The organism is Pseudomonas sp. UBA5568, from assembly GCF_002425525.1.
Lineage (GTDB): Bacteria > Pseudomonadota > Gammaproteobacteria > Pseudomonadales > Pseudomonadaceae > Aquipseudomonas > Aquipseudomonas fulva.
Window position 1 is genome coordinate 79,780 of record NZ_DIMK01000039.1, and the last position, 14,828, is coordinate 94,607.

Below are 14,828 nucleotides of genomic sequence, written 5' to 3' on the forward strand. Positions count from 1 at the left end.
GTTTCACGGTGGTACTGGCGTAACCCGGCGACGCGGATTATCGTGCGGTTTTAACCCAAGGGAAGGCCCTTTGATGAGCGATGCCAACCGCGAGTTGATAACCCGTTTCTACCAGGCGTTCCAGCGGCTTGATGCCCAGGCCATGGTCGCCTGTTACAGCGATGACGTGGTGTTCAGTGATCCGGTCTTCGGCACGCTGCGTGGCAGGGACGCCGGCGACATGTGGCGAATGCTGACCCGGCGCGCCAAGGATTTCTCCCTGCGCTACGACAACGTGTGTGCCGATGAGCGCGGTGGTTCGGCGCAATGGACTGCCACTTACGTCTTCGCCCAGACCGGACGAGACGTGGTCAACACCATCCAGGCACGCTTCGAGATCCGCGATGGGCTGATACACCGGCATCAAGACGACTTCGACCTGTGGGCCTGGTCCCGCCAGGCCCTGGGTGCGCCAGGGCTACTGCTGGGCTGGACACCTTGGCTACAGGCCAAAGTACGCCACCAGGCATTCAAGGGCTTGCGGGCGTACCAGCACGCTCAAGGGGCGGCAACGGCCTGATCACGGTCGTGATAGGTGAACGTGGCACGCTCGCCGGCCGGCCAGGGTAGCCGTACCTTGATGACGGGTATGAAGCCGCCATGGGTGCGGTGCCAGTCCTTCTGATCTGCCTGGGCCTGCTCCAGGGCACCGGACTCCCCGTCGATGTAAAAGAATGACTGGATGGGCAGCTCGCCCGCGCGGGCTTCATCCCAAGCGCCGATGACTATCTCGTTCCAGACAAAGGGCAGTTCGTCAGCAAACAACCGTTGCGTGCGCAGGGTCTGGTGGAAGGCTTCCGCGCGTTCCGGTATGTGCGCCCGGCGTATGTCGAAGGCGCATTGACGCTTGTAGTCGCCGGTCAGCCTGAAGCGTGCGATCCAGTCTTCGGCCGTGTGCACGCCTTGCTCATGGCAAGCCGTTTCACGTTCGGGTGTCTGTCGATTGTCGCCGCACCCCCGGTTGTCACGTTCCCAGGTGTCGCCGTCGGTGGGCCATGCGCAGAGCATTTCATAGCGCAGGGATCCAGCGGGTCGCTGTATCAGCGGATACAAGGTGAAGCCACTGCGACCATCGGCGGCCAGGCCAGTGGTCGGCAAGTCACTGCGCAGGTAGGAAAACGAAACACCACCTTTGTCCTTGCTGTTCTGGCTATGATGCCAGGTGTGATAGTACGGAGATGGAAGCGTGGACCTCAGCAAGACGCCAGAGCAGGCATGGGCCGGCACGGCATTGCCCTCGCACTGGGTGGGGGTGGCGTTATAGTTTTCCTGCATGCGGGCGGCGGTCTGGGCGCCAATCGAAGCCTGTGCGCTGGCAGTTGCAGCGAGTACCGCAGTGGCCAGCAGTGAACGAATCTGCAAATGGAGCATGATGAGCCCTCGTCGAGTGGGCTCATGAAGTTAATGATGGATACAACCGTTGTGGTGAGTGAAAGAGTACCGGATCAGGTAATCAAACCATGGTATGTGTACCTGGTCAGGGCGGCCAATGGCGCGCTCTACTGTGGCATCAGCGATGACCCGCGGCGGCGCTTCGAGGCGCACCGCAAAGGCCAGGGGGCACGCTTTTTCAAAAGCAGCCCTGCCCAGGCCCTGGTCTACATGGAGCGGTGGCCAGACAAAAGCGAAGCCTTGCGCCAGGAAAGGCTGGTCAAGCGCCTGCGCAAGTCGGCGAAAGAGGCACTGGTGTCCTCCTACAACGCCGAACCTGCATGCCGTGCGGTCAGTCTTTGCGACGCTTGAGCTGATCCACGAGCGTCGTGGGCAAACCTTTGATGATCAAGGTGCCAGCAGCTTCGTCGTACTCCACCTTGTCGCCCAGCAGGTGCGCCTCGAAACTGATCGACAGCCCTTCGGCACGGCCGGTGAAGCGACGGAACTGGTTGAGGGTGCGCTTATCGGCAGGAATCTCCGGTGACAACCCGTAGTCCTTGTTGCGGATATGGTCGTAAAACGCCTTGGGCCGATCCTCATCGATCAGGCTGGACAGTTCTTCGAGCGTCACCGGTTCGCCCAACTTGGTCTGCGTGGTGGCGTAGTCCACCAGCGTCTGGGTCTTTTCGCGGGCAGAGGCCTCAGGCAGGTCCTCGCTTTCCACGAAGTCACTGAACGCCTTGAGCAGCGTGCGCGTCTCGCCCGGCCCGTCCACACCTTCCTGGCAACCGATGAAGTCACGGAAGTAATCCGAGACTTTCTTGCCGTTCTTGCCTTTGATGAACGAGATGTACTGCTTGGAGTTCTGGTTGTTCTTCCATTCCGAAAGATTGATGCGTGCTGCCAGGTGCAACTGACCCAGGTCCAGGTGCCGCGAAGGCATGACATCGAGCTCGGCGTTCACGGCAACGCCTTCGCTGTGGTGCAGCAATGCGATGGCCAGGTATTCGGTCATGCCTTGCTGGTAATGCGCGAACAGAACGTGCCCGCCGGTGGACAGATTGGACTCTTCCATCAGCTTTTGCAGATGCTCCACAGCCTGCCGGCTGAAGGCGGTGAAATCCTGCTCCTGCTCTAGGTACTGTTTCAGCCAGCCACTGAGCGGATAAGCGCCGGACTCGCTGTGGAAGAACCCCCAAGCCTTGCCTTGTTTGGCGTTGTAGCTGTCATTGAGGTCGGCTAGCAGGTTCTCGATGGCGTCCGAGGCCGCGAGCTCGGCGTCACGTGCGTGCAATACGGCAGGGCTGCCATCGGGCTTTTTGTCGATCAGGTGAACGATGCAATGTCGGATTGGCATGGGGAGTCTCGGACAGGTACAAAAGCACTGAAGTTTACCTCAGACGCTGGGTGATTCAGTGGGCGGATCGAAGCAGAATCGCAGGTTGGCGGTTTTTTACTCAAATCTGCGGTCTTTTCATCATCAAGGCCTGAAAACCTGCATTAAATCAGGGGTGGCAGCGGATATTTATCCGCTGCTGTGGTAGTTTTGCGCCGTCTTGCGCCCCTGTTGTGGCGCATTGCTGCAGTACGCGCTCGGCGTGTCGAACCAAACGCTGATTTGCGTATCTACATACCCAATTGGCGCGGCCCTCCAATCTCGTCGGGGCTGGCCCGATAACGTCGTCGTTCGCTGCATAACCATCGAATTTGATAGGGAAGGAACACCACCATGGCATTGACCAAAGACCAACTGATTGCCGACATCGCCGAATCGATCGCAGCGCCTAAAGCCACCGCCAAGAACGCTCTGGAGCAACTGGGCCAGATCGTTGCCGACCAACTGGAAAACGGCGCTGAAATCACCCTGCCAGGCATCGGCAAGCTGAAAGTCTCCGAGCGTCCTGCCCGTACCGGCCGCAACCCTTCGACTGGCGCTGCCATCGAAATCGCTGCCAAGAAAGTCGTCAAGTTCGTACCGGCCAAAGTGCTGACCGACGCCATCAACAAGTAATTGTCGATGCAGTGACCTGACCGCGCCCGGGTTACCCGAGCGCGGTTTTTTCATGCCTGTGAAATGGGCTTGGCGCGCCATGCCTGGCGCGCAGCATCGTCATGGAAGCTCCAGGCGAGCATGCGGCTTTGTTTCTGTCCTTGGCCCATTTCAACAACGCGCACAGCCGCGGCCCCCGCCTTTTTCAAGGCTGCCTCCAGTGCCGGCAGGTTACTGGCCTTCGACACCAGGCTGGTGAACCACAGTGTCTGGCTGGCGTATTGCGCGCTCTCGTTGATCAGTTGGGTGACGAAGCGGATTTCACCGCCTTCGCACCACAGTTCGTTGTTCTGGCCACCGAAGTTCAACACGGGCAGCTTGCGCTTGGGGTCCTGTTTGCCCAGGTTCTTCCATTTGCGCTGGCTGCCACGGGTGGCTTCCTCGCGTGAGGCATGGAAGGGCGGGTTGCACAGGGTCAGGTCGAAGCGCTCGTCGTCCTTGAGCAGGCCGCTGAGGATATGCGCAGGGTTGCTCTGCTGGCGCAGGTTGATGACCTTGTCCAAGCCATTGGCCTGAATGATCGCCTTGGCCGACGCCAATGCTACCGGATCGATGTCCGAGCCCAGAAAGCGCCAGCGGTAATCGCTATGGCCCAGCAGCGGGTAGATGCAGTTGGCACCCACGCCGATGTCGAGCACGCGCACCTGAGCGCCTTTGAGGAGCTGGCCTGCGTTATCGGCAGCCAACAGGTCGGCGGCCACATGAAGGTAGTCGGCGCGACCTGGAATCGGCGGGCACAGGTAGTTGGCGGGGATGTCCCAATGCTGGATCCCGTACTGGGCCTTGAGCAGGGCACGGTTGAACACTCGCACCGCTTCGGGGTTGGCGAAATCGATGCTGGGTTTGCCATGGGGGTTGGTGAGGGTGAAGCGCGCCAGATCAGGGTGTGCCTTGATCAGGCTGGGAAAATCGTAGCGCCCTTGATGGCGGTTACGCGGGTGCAGGGTGGGTTTGCTCTGGGTCATGCTCGGGTCCGGTGTTGCAGGTGCTGGCCCCCAGACCGTTGGACGGCCCGGTCGCGGCCGGCCCGGTTGCCCCGGGGCTGGCCGCGAACGAGGGCTGAGCCCTCGTCAGTCAGCACTGCACGGTCAGGTTACAGCGCTGCAATCCGCGCATGCTGCTCGGTGAAGTTCGCCAACGCCTGCTCGGACTCGGCCAGCTTGGCGCGCTCCTTCTCGATGACGGCAGGCGGTGCCTTGTCGACGAACGCGGCGTTGGACAGCTTGCCGCCCACGCGCGCCACTTCGCCTTGCAGGCGCTGGATTTCCTTGTTCAGGCGAGCCAGTTCGGCATTTTTGTCGATCAGCCCGGCCATCGGTACCAGCACCTGAAGGTCACCCACCAGCGCCGTGGCGGACAATGGCGCCTCGTCGTTGTCGCCCAGCACGGTGAACGATTCGACCTTGGCCAATTTCTTGAGCAAGGCTTCGTTTTCCTGCAGGCGGCGCTGGTCGTCGGCGCTGGCGTTCTTCAGGAACAGCGGCAGGGGTTTGCCAGGGCCGATGTTCATTTCAGCGCGAATGTTGCGCAAGCCGACCATCAGCTCCTTGAGCCACTCGATGTCGCCTTCGGCGGCCACGTCGATGCGGGCGTCATTGGCCTGAGGCCAGGGCTGCAGCATGATGGTCCTGCCTTCGACGCCGGCCAACGGTGCAATGCGCTGCCAGATTTCCTCGGTGATGAACGGCATGAACGGGTGGGCCAGGCGCAGTGCCACCTCCAGCACGCGAACCAGGGTGCGGCGCGTGCCACGGGCGCGTTCCACAGGGGCCTGCTCATCCCACAACACTGGCTTGGAAAGCTCCAGGTACCAGTCGCAGTACTGGTTCCAGATGAATTCGTACAGTGCCTGGCTGGCCAGGTCGAAGCGGAACTGTTCGAGCTGACGGGTCACTTCAGCTTCGGTGCGCTGCAACTGCGAGATGATCCAGCGGTCGGCCAGCGACAGCTCGTAGGCCTCGCCGTTCTGCCCACAGTCCTCACCCTTGTCCAGCACGTAGCGGGCGGCGTTCCAGATTTTGTTGCAGAAGTTGCGATAGCCTTCGACGCGGCCCATGTCGAACTTGATGTCGCGACCGGTCGAGGCCAAGGAGCAGAACGTGAAACGCAGGGCGTCGGTACCGTAGCTGGCGATACCCTCGGGGAACTCGGCCTTGGTCTGCTTGGCGATCTTCTCGGCCAGCTTGGGCTGCATCATGCCGCTGGTGCGTTTCTCCAGCAAGGCATCGAGGGTGATGCCGTCGACGATGTCCAGTGGGTCCAGCACGTTGCCCTTGGACTTGGACATCTTCTGGCCCTGGCCGTCACGCACCAGGCCGTGCACGTACACGGTCTTGAACGGAACCTGGGGCGTGCCGTCCTCGTTCTTGATCAGGTGCATGGTCAACATGATCATGCGCGCAACCCAGAAGAAGATGATGTCGAAGCCGGTGACCAGCACATCGGTGGAGTGGAATTTCTTGAGGAACTCCGTTTGCTCCGGCCAGCCCAGGGTTGAGAAGGTCCACAGGCCCGAGCTGAACCAGGTGTCGAGCACGTCGTCATCCTGGCGCAGGTTCACGTCCGCGCCGAGGCCGTGCTTGCTGCGCACTTCCTCCTCGTTGCGCCCGACATAGACCCGGCCCGCCTCGTCGTACCAGGCCGGGATGCGATGGCCCCACCACAGCTGCCGGCTGATGCACCAATCCTGAATGTCGCGCATCCAGGAGAAGTACATGTTCTCGTACTGCTTGGGCACGAACTGGATACGGCCATCCTCGACCGCAGCGATGGCAGGCTCGGCCAGCGGCTTGGTGGAAACGTACCACTGGTCGGTCAGCCACGGTTCGATGATGGTGCCCGAGCGGTCGCCCTTGGGCACTTTCAAGGCATGGTCGTCGATGCCGACCAGCAGGCCCTGAGCCTCCAGGTCGGCAACGATCTGCTTACGTGCAACGAAGCGATCGAGGCCGGCGTACTGGGACGGCAGGGCGGTGTCTACCTGGTCATTGAGCGAACCATCGAGGTTGAATGCCTGGGCTGCTGGCAGCACCACGGCATTCTTGTCGAAAATGTTCAGCAGCGGCAGGTTATGACGCTTGCCGACTTCATAGTCGTTGAAGTCGTGGGCCGGGGTGATCTTGACGCAACCGGTGCCGAACTCAGGGTCGCAGTAGTCATCGGCAACGATAGGGATGCGACGGCCAACCAGCGGCAACTCGACGAACTTGCCGATCAGGGCCTGGTAGCGTTCGTCGGTGGGGTTGACCGCGACGGCAGCGTCACCCAGCAGGGTTTCCGGACGCGTGGTGGCGACCACGAGGTAATCCAGCCCCTCGGCGGTGGTGGCACCGTCGGCCAGCGGGTAGCGCAGGTTCCACAGGTGACCTTTCTCGTCGTGGCTTTCGACTTCCAGATCGGAAATGGCGGTGTGCAGCTTGGTATCCCAGTTGACCAGGCGCTTGCCCCGGTAGATCAGGCCGTCTTCATGCAGGCGCACGAACGCTTCCTTGACCGCTTCGGACAGGCCATCGTCCATGGTGAAGCGCTCGCGGCTCCAGTCCACGGAGGAGCCGAGCCGACGAATCTGCCGGCTGATGTTGCCGCCCGACTGGTCTTTCCACTCCCAGATTTTTTCCAGGAACTGTTCGCGGCCCAGGTCATGACGGTTCAGGCCCTTGGCTTCAAGCTGGCGCTCGACCAGCATCTGCGTGGCGATGCCCGCGTGGTCGGTACCAGGCTGCCAGAGGGTGTCGCGACCCTGCATGCGGCGGAAGCGGATCAGGGCATCCATGATCGCGTTGTTGAAACCATGGCCCATGTGCAGGCTGCCGGTCACGTTCGGCGGCGGAATCATGATGGTGTAGGACTCGCCTGCACCTTGTGGAGCGAAATAGTTTTCGGCTTCCCAGGTGTTGTACCAGGAAGTTTCGATGGCGTGCGGCTGGTAGGTCTTATCCATGCGCGGCGGGACCCTGTGCATTTATTCGGGGAAGCCGGGAAGTATAACCAAGCCGGAGGGCGCAGGCGACAAGCGGCTGCTGGGCGGGTTTGCCCGGTGCGGGGAAAGACAGCCGCGTGACGGCAAGCGTCCTGTGCCGCAGCAGAACGTTACAGCTTCGCCAGTAGGAGCAGTAGCTTGCAGGCGGGTGAAGAGCAGGTGCCCGGTAGCCCCTTCACTCCGAACGCTTGATCAACCGCTCGATGCGCGCATCGAGGCGACGCTTGATCTCGTTTTCGATGTGCGGGGTAAAGTCGTTGATCACATCCTGCATGATCATCTGCGCTGCAGCGCGCAGTTCGCTTTCAAGGTGCAGCAGGGTGTCCTGGCGACGTGCCTGCGGGTCGTCCTGGGCGGTGTCGCTGGCAGCCGGATCGGCAGCGGCGTCAACGCGTACAGGCACCTGCTCCACCGTGTCGGTGAGCAAAGGCGGTTGCAGGTCGGCATCGCCAAGCAATTGGCGAATCGACTCAAGATCGTCGAGCAGGTGGGTAGAGCCGGGCAGGGGAGCGTGCTTGTCCATCGTCATCAAAATCGCTGTAAGCGGTGGTCTTGCAGAGCATAGCCTTGTTCACGGTAGAAACGGAATCGCTCACGCGCCGATCGGCGGATCGCTGCCTCTTCAACCACGATCTCGGCAACCCGCTCGAACTGGCTGACAAAGCCGGGAACATCGGCGCCCAGGTTGATCAACAAGTCCTGGTGCCCCTGGGCGTGATCACCGACGCCAAGCGCCACGCTCGCATCGGCGTGATCTTCTGCCAGGTCATGGGGCACGAAGGCTTCGCCCCTGAATGCCCATAAACGCGTGTCCAAAGCGGCACGCTGATCCTCATCCTGGCAGTGCAGGTAGACGCGATGGCCGAGCCGCCAGGCTTTGTCGCACAGCTTGCAGGCGAAATCCAGGCGCGCCTCCAGCGAATCGGTAGGCAGTATGTAGAAGTCGACTTTGCTCATGTGGGTTCCGTCAGCCGGCAATGCCCGAGGCACTGCCGGCGGTTGCCGTCAGGCGCCAGCGCGGTCCAGCAGGTACTGGGTCAGCAAGGGCACCGGGCGACCGGAGGCACCCTTGTCCTTGCCGCCGCTGATCCAGGCGGTACCCGCGATATCCAGGTGCGCCCAGTCATAGGCCTTGGCGAATCGCGACAGGAAGCAACCGGCGGTGATGGTGCCGGCTTTCGGGCCGCCGATATTGCCCATGTCGGCGAACGGGCTGTCCAGTTGTTCCTGGTATTCGTCGAACAGCGGCAATTGCCAGGCGCGGTCATCGGCACGCTTGCCCGCCTCGAGCAGTTGGCTGACCAGCGCGTCGTTGTTGCCCATCAGACCGCTGGTGTGGCTGCCCAGGGCGACGATGCAGGCGCCGGTAAGCGTGGCGATATCGATCACCGCCTGGGGTTTGAAGCGCTCGGCGTAGGTGAGGGTATCGCACAGTACCAGGCGACCTTCGGCGTCGGTGTTGAGAATCTCAACGGTCTGGCCGCTCATGGTGGTCACGATGTCACCGGGGCGAGTGGCGCCGCCGCTGGGCATGTTCTCGGCACAGGCGAGCAAGCACACCAGATTGATGGGCAGCTGCAGTTCCAGCACCGCACGCAGGGTGCCGAACACGCTGGCTGCGCCGCACATGTCGTATTTCATCTCGTCCATGCCGGCACCGGGCTTTAGGCTGATGCCGCCAGTGTCGAAGGTGATGCCCTTGCCCACCAGCACGAAAGGCTTGTCGCCTTTCTTGGCGCCTTGGTAGTTGAGCACGATCAGGCGCGGAGGTTGATCGCTGCCCTGGCCGACGGCGTAGAACGCGCCCATGCCCAGGTCCTTGATCTTCTTCTCGTCCAGCACGTCGACTTTCAGGCCTTTGTGCGCCTTGCCCAGCTCCTTGGCCTGCTCGGCCAGGTAGCTTGGATGGCACAGGTTGGGCGGCAGGTTGCCCAGGTCACGGGTATAGGCCATGCCAGTGGCGATGGCATTGGCGTGGCGCACGGCGCGCTCCACGTCGGCCTGGCCGAGCTTGGTGGTGAGCAGGGTGACTTTTTTCAGCGCACGAGGCTCGGCTTTCTGGCTTTTGAAACGATCGAACACGTACTCGCCGTCGAGCAGGGTTTCGGCCAGCAGGCGATATTTGCCATAGCCTGCATCGCGGTTGCTCAGCGCAATGTCATCGAGTGCCAGAACGGCGTCGGCACCGTTGAGGCCCTTGAGCACGCCGGCAACGCTGGCCACCAGCTTGCGCCAGGTGCGATCACCCAGTGCCTCGTCCTTGCCGCTACCCACCAGCAGCACACGCTCGGCCTTCAGGCCTGCAACGGCGTGCAGCAGCAGCGTCTGGCCAGGCTTGCCCACCAGGTCGCCACGCTTGAGCGCCGCACTGATGGCGCCCTCGCTTGCCAGGTCCACGGCCTGGGCCACGGTGCCCAAGGCACGTTTTTCACCGACTGGGATGACCAGCGTTGCGGTCTTGAGCGATGCAGCGGCTACGCTTTTTACAACCAGTTCCATCTCAGGGTCCCCGAATGATCGATACGTGTGGCGCCGTGCTGGCCGGCGCTTGGAACGCGACTGGCTGCGCAGTGGCAGGCCAGTGGAAAAGCTGCCAGTTTGAGCCTGCGGCCGGCGTGCTGACAACCCCGGCGTGCTGTGCGATGCGCGGCCAAGTGACAGGCGCGGTCAATCACAGGATAATGCGCGCACTTTATATGGAGGTTCGCCTTGGGCGAACCAGCATTGGCCTTGGATGTACTAAGTCATCGTCTGGTGCCATCGATTGGCAGTCCGTGCTGACAACCCAGGAGTGTCTGGTTTGATCGTCTTTCGTTATCTTTCCCGCGAGGTCCTGGTGACCTTGAGCGCCGTCAGCGCCGTGCTGCTGGTGATCATCATGAGCGGGCGCTTCATCAAATACCTGGCCCAGGCTGCACAGGGGGTGCTCGACCCTGGCGTACTGTTCCTGATCATGGGGTTCCGCCTGCCGGGCTTCCTGCAACTGATCCTGCCGCTGGGGTTGTTCCTGGGTATTCTGCTGGCCTATGGCCGGCTGTACCTGGAAAGCGAAATGACCGTGTTGTCGGCCACCGGCATGAGCCAGCAGCGCTTGCTGGCCATGACCATGGCGCCTGCAGCGCTGGTGGCCCTGCTGGTGGCCTGGCTGAGCCTGAGCCTTGCACCCCTGGGCGTGGCCCAGGTGCAGAAGATCATCAGCCAGCAGGATGCCCTGACCGAATTCGACACCCTGGTGCCGGGCCGCTTCCAGACCCTGCGCGATGGTTCGCGGGTGACCTACACCGAGCAGCTTTCAGATGACCGGGTAAACCTGGGCGGCGTGTTCATCTCCGAAAAACGCTTCAACCAGGACAAGACCAAGGACCGCGCCCCGTCGGTGCTGGTGGCCGAGCGCGGGCACCAGGAAATCCAGGCCGATGGCAACCGTTATCTGGTGCTCGAAAACGGCTACCGCTACGACGGCAACCCAGGCCAGGCCGACTACCGCGCCATCAAGTACGACACCTATGGCGTGTTGTTGCCCAAGCCTGAAGTCAGCGAGGAGGTCACCGAGCGGGAGGCCATTCCCACTACCCAACTATTCGGCGCTACGGGCCTGCGTGAACGCGCCGAGTTGCAATGGCGTCTGTCACTGCCGATCCTGGTGTTCATCGTGACCCTGCTCGCCGTGCCGCTGTCACGGGCCAATCCTCGGCAGGGGCGTTTCCTCAAGCTGCTGCCAGCCATCCTCCTGTACATGGCGTACCTGACAATGCTGATTTCCGTGCGCGGTGCACTCGAGAAGGGCAAGCTGCCCATCGCCCTTGGCATGTGGTGGGTGCATGGGCTGTTCCTGCTCATCGGCCTGGGCCTGATGTACTGGGAACCTCTTCGCCTCAAGCGCGCAGCCCGTCGTGCGGAGGTGGCCCGTGGCTAAGCTCGATCGTTATATCGGCCAAAGCGTGCTGGTGGCTATTCTGGCTGTCCTGGGCATCATCCTGGGGCTGGCCTCGCTGTTCGCCTTCATCGACGAAATGGGCGACCTGAGCGATACCTACACGGTGCTCGAAGCAGGCAAGTACGTGCTGCTCACCGCACCGCGGCGCCTGTACGACATGCTGCCGATGGCCGCGCTCATCGGCTGCCTGATCGGCCTGGGTACGCTGGCCAGCAGCAGCGAGCTGACCATCATGCGCGCTGCTGGGGTGTCGATCGGTCGCATCGTCTGGGCGGTGATGAAACCAATGCTGGTGCTGATGCTGGTTGGCCTGCTGATCGGCGAGTACGTGGCACCGGTTACCGAAAACAAAGCCCAGGCCGATCGCTCCCTCGCCCAGGGTGGCGGTGAAGCGCAAAGCTCCAAGCGCGGCATGTGGCACCGGCAGGGCGAGGAGTTCGTGCACATCAACTCCGTGCAGCCCAACGGCCTTCTGCTGGGTGTGACCCGCTACCGGTTCGACGACCAGCGCAAGATCATCAGCTCCAGCTTCGCGCGCCGGGCGCGTTACGAAAACGATCACTGGCTGCTGACCGATGTGCGCACCACGCTGTTCCATGGTGACCGTACCGAAGTCGTGCAAAACCCTGAAGAACAGTGGGATGTGTCGGTCACGCCGCAGTTGCTCAACACGGTGGTGCTGGCGCCTGAATCGCTGTCGATCACCGGCCTGTGGGACTACATCCACTACCTGTCCGACCAAGGGTTGAACAATGCCCGCTACTGGCTGGCGTTCTGGACCAAGGTCCTGCAACCGGCCATCACGGCAGCCCTGGTACTCATGGCCATTTCGTTCATCTTCGGCCCGCTGCGCTCGGTGACGCTTGGTCAGCGTGTCTTCACCGGCGTGCTGGTGGGCTTCGTGTTCCGTATCGCTCAGGACCTGCTGGGTCCATCCAGCCAGGTGTTCGGCTTCCCGCCGTTGCTTGCGGTGGTGCTGCCAGCCGGCATCTGTGCCGTGGCAGGCTTGTGGTTGTTGCGCCGCGCTGGATAAGCCTGCTGCGCAGCCCCATGGCTGCGTGCTTGACCCTGGGGGCCGCTATTGCGGCCCCTTGTGTTTCATGGCCGCTGCCGCTTGAGTAGAGCGCTCACTTCTTCGGCTTGGGGACTCGAACCAGTTGGCTCTCGGAGTAGATGTCATGCCAGCTGCGTTTGCGCTTGTCGATCAGGGCCCAGAAAAAACCCAGTCCCAGGCACAGCCACGAGGCAATGGAAACGATAAACCGCAACAGCGCCTGCCAGAGCGTGATGGGCGAGCCATCGGCGTTCTGCACACGCACGCCCCAGACCTGCATGCCCAGCGTCTGCCCGCCATGGGTCCAGAACTTGGCGAAGAAACCGAACAGCACGAACAGCAGCACCGTGGACAGCAAAGGGTCGCCGTCGAGCGCGCCTGCTTCGGTAAGTTCGCGCATACGCTGTTGGCCGATGATCGCCATCTGGACCATCTTGTAGAGGCCCGCAGTGACGATCAGCAGGGCCGTACACAGTAAAAAGTCATAGAACACCGCGGCCAGGCGCCTGCCCAGGCCGACCGGAGGGAAATCACCTTGGGGAAGCAGCACAGGCTTGGACATGCAGAACAGCTCCATCATGCAAAGGCGCCATTCTACGGGCAAAAAAAAGCCCCTGCACTGAGCAGGGGCTTTTTGGAAGGTGACAAGGCTTATTCAGCAACCTGTACCTTGTCAGCTTGCATACCTTTTTGGCCTTGAACGGCTTCGAAAGTGACCTTCTGGCCTTCTTTCAGGCTTTTGAAGCCGTTGCCTTCGATGGCGCGGAAGTGCACGAACAGATCAGCACCGCTTTCTGGGGTGATGAAGCCGTAGCCTTTTTCGTCATTGAACCACTTGACGATACCGTTCTGACGGGTAGACATAATCTTATTTCCTATGAAACTTAGGTTTGGATGACAGTTTTCTTTCGCTTTCAAACAAGCAAAAGAGTACTGGGCTGGGTTGCAGGAAAGTAAGAGACGTCGAACGGGTTGTAGCAGATTGCGGCTACTGGCCCAGGTCACGAACTGTTGCGACCCATGCAAACACAGTGCGTTGACTCTACGCCAACTGCCGAGCGAAAAACAAGCCTTCCAGCGGGTGGAAAGTGACTGTTTTACAACCAGCGGCCAAACCGCCGAACAGTGCATGGTGCCTGGCCTGGCGCCATGTTCGCAGTGGCGCGGGCAACGTTCGCAAACGAAGATGCCGAACGTTGCCACGCCGCTGATGAGTCTGCCTCAACCGCGATAGTAACGGGGCGCAACGAATGGGGTTTTACTGACTTTCAAGGCCACCTTCTTTCCACGCACGAGTGCATATAGAAGCGTGTCCAGTGCGGACTGTTCGGTGTCCACATAACCCATCGCCACAGGGGCACTGAGTGTGGGTCCAAAGCCGCCACTGCAGATGGTGCCAACCGAGGTGCCTTCTGCATCGACAATCTCGGCGCCTTCGCGTACAGGCGTGCGTTCCTGGGGCAGCAAACCGACCCGCTTGCGTTTCACACCCTCACGTTGCTGATCGAAGATGGCCTGTGCGCCCGGAAAGCCCCCAGCACGCGCACCATCGGCCCGGCGCGACTTGGACATTGCCCACAACAAGTTCGCCTGCACGGGTGAAGTGTCGGCGTTCATGTCATGGCCATACAGGCACAGGCCGGCTTCCAGACGCAACGAGTCACGGGCCCCCAGCCCGATCGGCTGGACCTCTGGCTGCTTGAGCAGCGCTCTGGCGAGCGTCTCGGCACCTGCCACCGGCACGGAGATTTCATAACCATCCTCCCCGGTGTAGCCCGACCGACTGACCCAGCACAGGTGGCCCAGCAACGTGACAGGTCGCACCTGCATGAACGTCATGTCCGCCACTTCATGCGCCAGACGCTGCAGGACCTTGGCCGCTGCCGGCCCTTGCAAGGCGAGCAGAGCACGTTGATCGAACAGTGGCTGTACCTCGCAACGTTGGCTGATATGCCGCTGCAAGTGCGCCAGGTCCTGATCCTTGCAGGCGGCGTTCACCACCAGCAGCAGCGTGTCGTCACCCAGGTTGGCGACCATCAGGTCGTCGAGGATGCCGCCGTGTTCGTTGGTGAACATGGCGTAGCGCTGCATGCCAACGGGCAGGTCGATGATATCGACCGGCACCAGCGTTTCCAGCGCCCTGGCAGCGTCGCTACCCTTGAGCAGTATCTGCCCCATGTGCGAGACGTCGAACAACCCGGCCTGTTCTCGGGTGTGCAGGTGCTCTTTAAGCACACCCAGAGGGTACTGCACCGGCATGTCGTAGCCCGCGAAGGGCACCATGCGCGCACCCAGTTCCAGGTGCAGGGCATGCAGTGGGGTTTTGAGCAGTGTTTCGGACATCGATGACTCCTTGCATGGGTTTTCGGTCAATGTCCGGGGACATTGACCGCCA

15 protein-coding genes are annotated in these 14,828 nt (G+C 61.6%); 5 read left to right on the top strand and 10 right to left on the bottom strand.

Going from position 1 to position 14,828, the window contains the following annotated elements; all coding sequences use genetic code 11:
- The first annotated feature begins 73 nt into the window (after nt 1–73).
- Nucleotides 74–559 (top strand): nuclear transport factor 2 family protein, encoded by a 486-nt coding sequence (locus B2S33_RS12140; RefSeq protein ID WP_027913755.1) that lies wholly within the window; start codon nt 74–76, stop codon nt 557–559.
- On the opposite strand, the gene B2S33_RS12145 is transcribed toward B2S33_RS12140, so the two are convergent.
- Nucleotides 538–1,410, bottom strand: coding sequence for a hypothetical protein (locus B2S33_RS12145; RefSeq protein ID WP_288650364.1), 873 nt, complete (start codon nt 1,408–1,410; stop codon nt 538–540). The two genes, B2S33_RS12140 and B2S33_RS12145, sit on opposite strands and share 22 nt — an antisense overlap.
- Before the next feature lie 36 nt (nt 1,411–1,446).
- Between B2S33_RS12145 and B2S33_RS12150 the strand changes: the two genes are divergently transcribed.
- A complete protein-coding gene (locus B2S33_RS12150; RefSeq protein WP_104926496.1) occupies nt 1,447–1,782 on the top strand; it encodes a GIY-YIG nuclease family protein in 336 nt (111 codons plus the stop codon).
- On the opposite strand, the gene yejK is transcribed toward B2S33_RS12150, so the two are convergent.
- A complete protein-coding gene (gene yejK / locus B2S33_RS12155) occupies nt 1,763–2,770 on the bottom strand; it encodes a nucleoid-associated protein YejK (protein ID WP_027913758.1) in 1,008 nt (335 codons plus the stop codon). The two genes, B2S33_RS12150 and yejK, sit on opposite strands and share 20 nt — an antisense overlap.
- 372 nt (nt 2,771–3,142) lie before the next feature.
- Here yejK and B2S33_RS12160 point away from each other — a divergent pair, with 372 nt between their 5' ends.
- The gene (locus B2S33_RS12160) at nt 3,143–3,424 is read left to right on the top strand and encodes an HU family DNA-binding protein (protein ID WP_003255106.1); all 282 of its coding nucleotides are present in this window, start codon (nt 3,143–3,145) and stop codon (nt 3,422–3,424) included.
- Nucleotides 3,425–3,474: 50 nt separating this feature from the next.
- On the opposite strand, the gene rlmF is transcribed toward B2S33_RS12160, so the two are convergent.
- The 5 genes from rlmF to B2S33_RS12185 all read right to left on the bottom strand — a co-directional run bounded on the left by rlmF (nt 3,475) and on the right by B2S33_RS12185 (nt 9,941).
- The gene (rlmF, locus tag B2S33_RS12165; protein WP_027913759.1) at nt 3,475–4,428 is read right to left on the bottom strand and encodes a 23S rRNA (adenine(1618)-N(6))-methyltransferase RlmF; all 954 of its coding nucleotides are present in this window, start codon (nt 4,426–4,428) and stop codon (nt 3,475–3,477) included.
- 128 nt (nt 4,429–4,556) lie between these two features.
- Entirely contained in the window at nt 4,557–7,403 is a 2,847-nt protein-coding gene (locus B2S33_RS12170) for a valine--tRNA ligase (protein ID WP_110606862.1), read from the bottom strand.
- A 214-nt stretch (nt 7,404–7,617) separates the two neighbouring features.
- The gene (locus B2S33_RS12175) at nt 7,618–7,965 is read right to left on the bottom strand and encodes a DNA polymerase III subunit chi (RefSeq protein WP_280077971.1); all 348 of its coding nucleotides are present in this window, start codon (nt 7,963–7,965) and stop codon (nt 7,618–7,620) included.
- 5 nt (nt 7,966–7,970) lie between these two features.
- Nucleotides 7,971–8,399, bottom strand: coding sequence for a DNA polymerase III subunit chi (locus tag B2S33_RS12180; RefSeq protein WP_280077970.1), 429 nt, complete (start codon nt 8,397–8,399; stop codon nt 7,971–7,973).
- A gap of 48 nt (nt 8,400–8,447) precedes the next feature.
- The gene (locus B2S33_RS12185; protein ID WP_028687060.1) at nt 8,448–9,941 is read right to left on the bottom strand and encodes a leucyl aminopeptidase; all 1,494 of its coding nucleotides are present in this window, start codon (nt 9,939–9,941) and stop codon (nt 8,448–8,450) included.
- A 301-nt stretch (nt 9,942–10,242) separates the two neighbouring features.
- Between B2S33_RS12185 and lptF the strand changes: the two genes are divergently transcribed.
- Both lptF and lptG read left to right on the top strand, forming a co-directional pair.
- Complete coding sequence (gene lptF / locus B2S33_RS12190; protein WP_288650366.1) at nt 10,243–11,358, top strand: LPS export ABC transporter permease LptF; 1,116 nt, start codon at nt 10,243–10,245, stop codon at nt 11,356–11,358.
- Nucleotides 11,351–12,412 carry an LPS export ABC transporter permease LptG gene (gene lptG / locus B2S33_RS12195; protein WP_023533306.1) on the top strand — a complete coding sequence of 354 codons (1,062 nt, stop codon included), beginning with the start codon at nt 11,351–11,353 and terminating at the stop codon, nt 12,410–12,412. The genes lptF and lptG overlap by 8 nt, the downstream gene beginning before the upstream one ends.
- A gap of 94 nt (nt 12,413–12,506) precedes the next feature.
- On the opposite strand, the gene B2S33_RS12200 is transcribed toward lptG, so the two are convergent.
- The 3 genes from B2S33_RS12200 to gcvT all read right to left on the bottom strand — a co-directional run bounded on the left by B2S33_RS12200 (nt 12,507) and on the right by gcvT (nt 14,776).
- Nucleotides 12,507–12,995, bottom strand: a complete 489-nt coding sequence (locus B2S33_RS12200) for an RDD family protein (protein WP_027913763.1) — start codon at nt 12,993–12,995, stop codon at nt 12,507–12,509.
- Between the two features lie 89 nt (nt 12,996–13,084).
- Complete coding sequence (locus B2S33_RS12205; protein ID WP_027913764.1) at nt 13,085–13,297, bottom strand: cold-shock protein; 213 nt, start codon at nt 13,295–13,297, stop codon at nt 13,085–13,087.
- Nucleotides 13,298–13,654: 357 nt separating this feature from the next.
- The gene (gcvT, locus tag B2S33_RS12210; protein WP_027913765.1) at nt 13,655–14,776 is read right to left on the bottom strand and encodes a glycine cleavage system aminomethyltransferase GcvT; all 1,122 of its coding nucleotides are present in this window, start codon (nt 14,774–14,776) and stop codon (nt 13,655–13,657) included.
- Nucleotides 14,777–14,828: the final 52 nt, after the last annotated feature.

Bases quoted from the DNA above. Each gene is read 5' to 3' on its own strand.
- B2S33_RS12140 (WP_027913755.1), top strand. From the start codon at position 74: ATGAGCGATGCCAACCGCGAGTTGATAACCCGTTTCTACCAGGCGTTC.
- B2S33_RS12145 (WP_288650364.1), bottom strand. From the start codon at position 1,410: ATGCTCCATTTGCAGATTCGTTCACTGCTGGCCACTGCGGTACTCGCT.
- B2S33_RS12150 (WP_104926496.1), top strand. From the start codon at position 1,447: ATGGATACAACCGTTGTGGTGAGTGAAAGAGTACCGGATCAGGTAATC.
- yejK (WP_027913758.1), bottom strand. From the start codon at position 2,770: ATGCCAATCCGACATTGCATCGTTCACCTGATCGACAAAAAGCCCGAT.
- B2S33_RS12160 (WP_003255106.1), top strand. From the start codon at position 3,143: ATGGCATTGACCAAAGACCAACTGATTGCCGACATCGCCGAATCGATC.
- rlmF (WP_027913759.1), bottom strand. From the start codon at position 4,428: ATGACCCAGAGCAAACCCACCCTGCACCCGCGTAACCGCCATCAAGGG.
- B2S33_RS12170 (WP_110606862.1), bottom strand. From the start codon at position 7,403: ATGGATAAGACCTACCAGCCGCACGCCATCGAAACTTCCTGGTACAAC.
- B2S33_RS12175 (WP_280077971.1), bottom strand. From the start codon at position 7,965: ATGGACAAGCACGCTCCCCTGCCCGGCTCTACCCACCTGCTCGACGAT.
- B2S33_RS12180 (WP_280077970.1), bottom strand. From the start codon at position 8,399: ATGAGCAAAGTCGACTTCTACATACTGCCTACCGATTCGCTGGAGGCG.
- B2S33_RS12185 (WP_028687060.1), bottom strand. From the start codon at position 9,941: ATGGAACTGGTTGTAAAAAGCGTAGCCGCTGCATCGCTCAAGACCGCA.
- B2S33_RS12200 (WP_027913763.1), bottom strand. From the start codon at position 12,995: ATGTCCAAGCCTGTGCTGCTTCCCCAAGGTGATTTCCCTCCGGTCGGC.
- B2S33_RS12205 (WP_027913764.1), bottom strand. From the start codon at position 13,297: ATGTCTACCCGTCAGAACGGTATCGTCAAGTGGTTCAATGACGAAAAA.
- gcvT (WP_027913765.1), bottom strand. From the start codon at position 14,776: ATGTCCGAAACACTGCTCAAAACCCCACTGCATGCCCTGCACCTGGAA.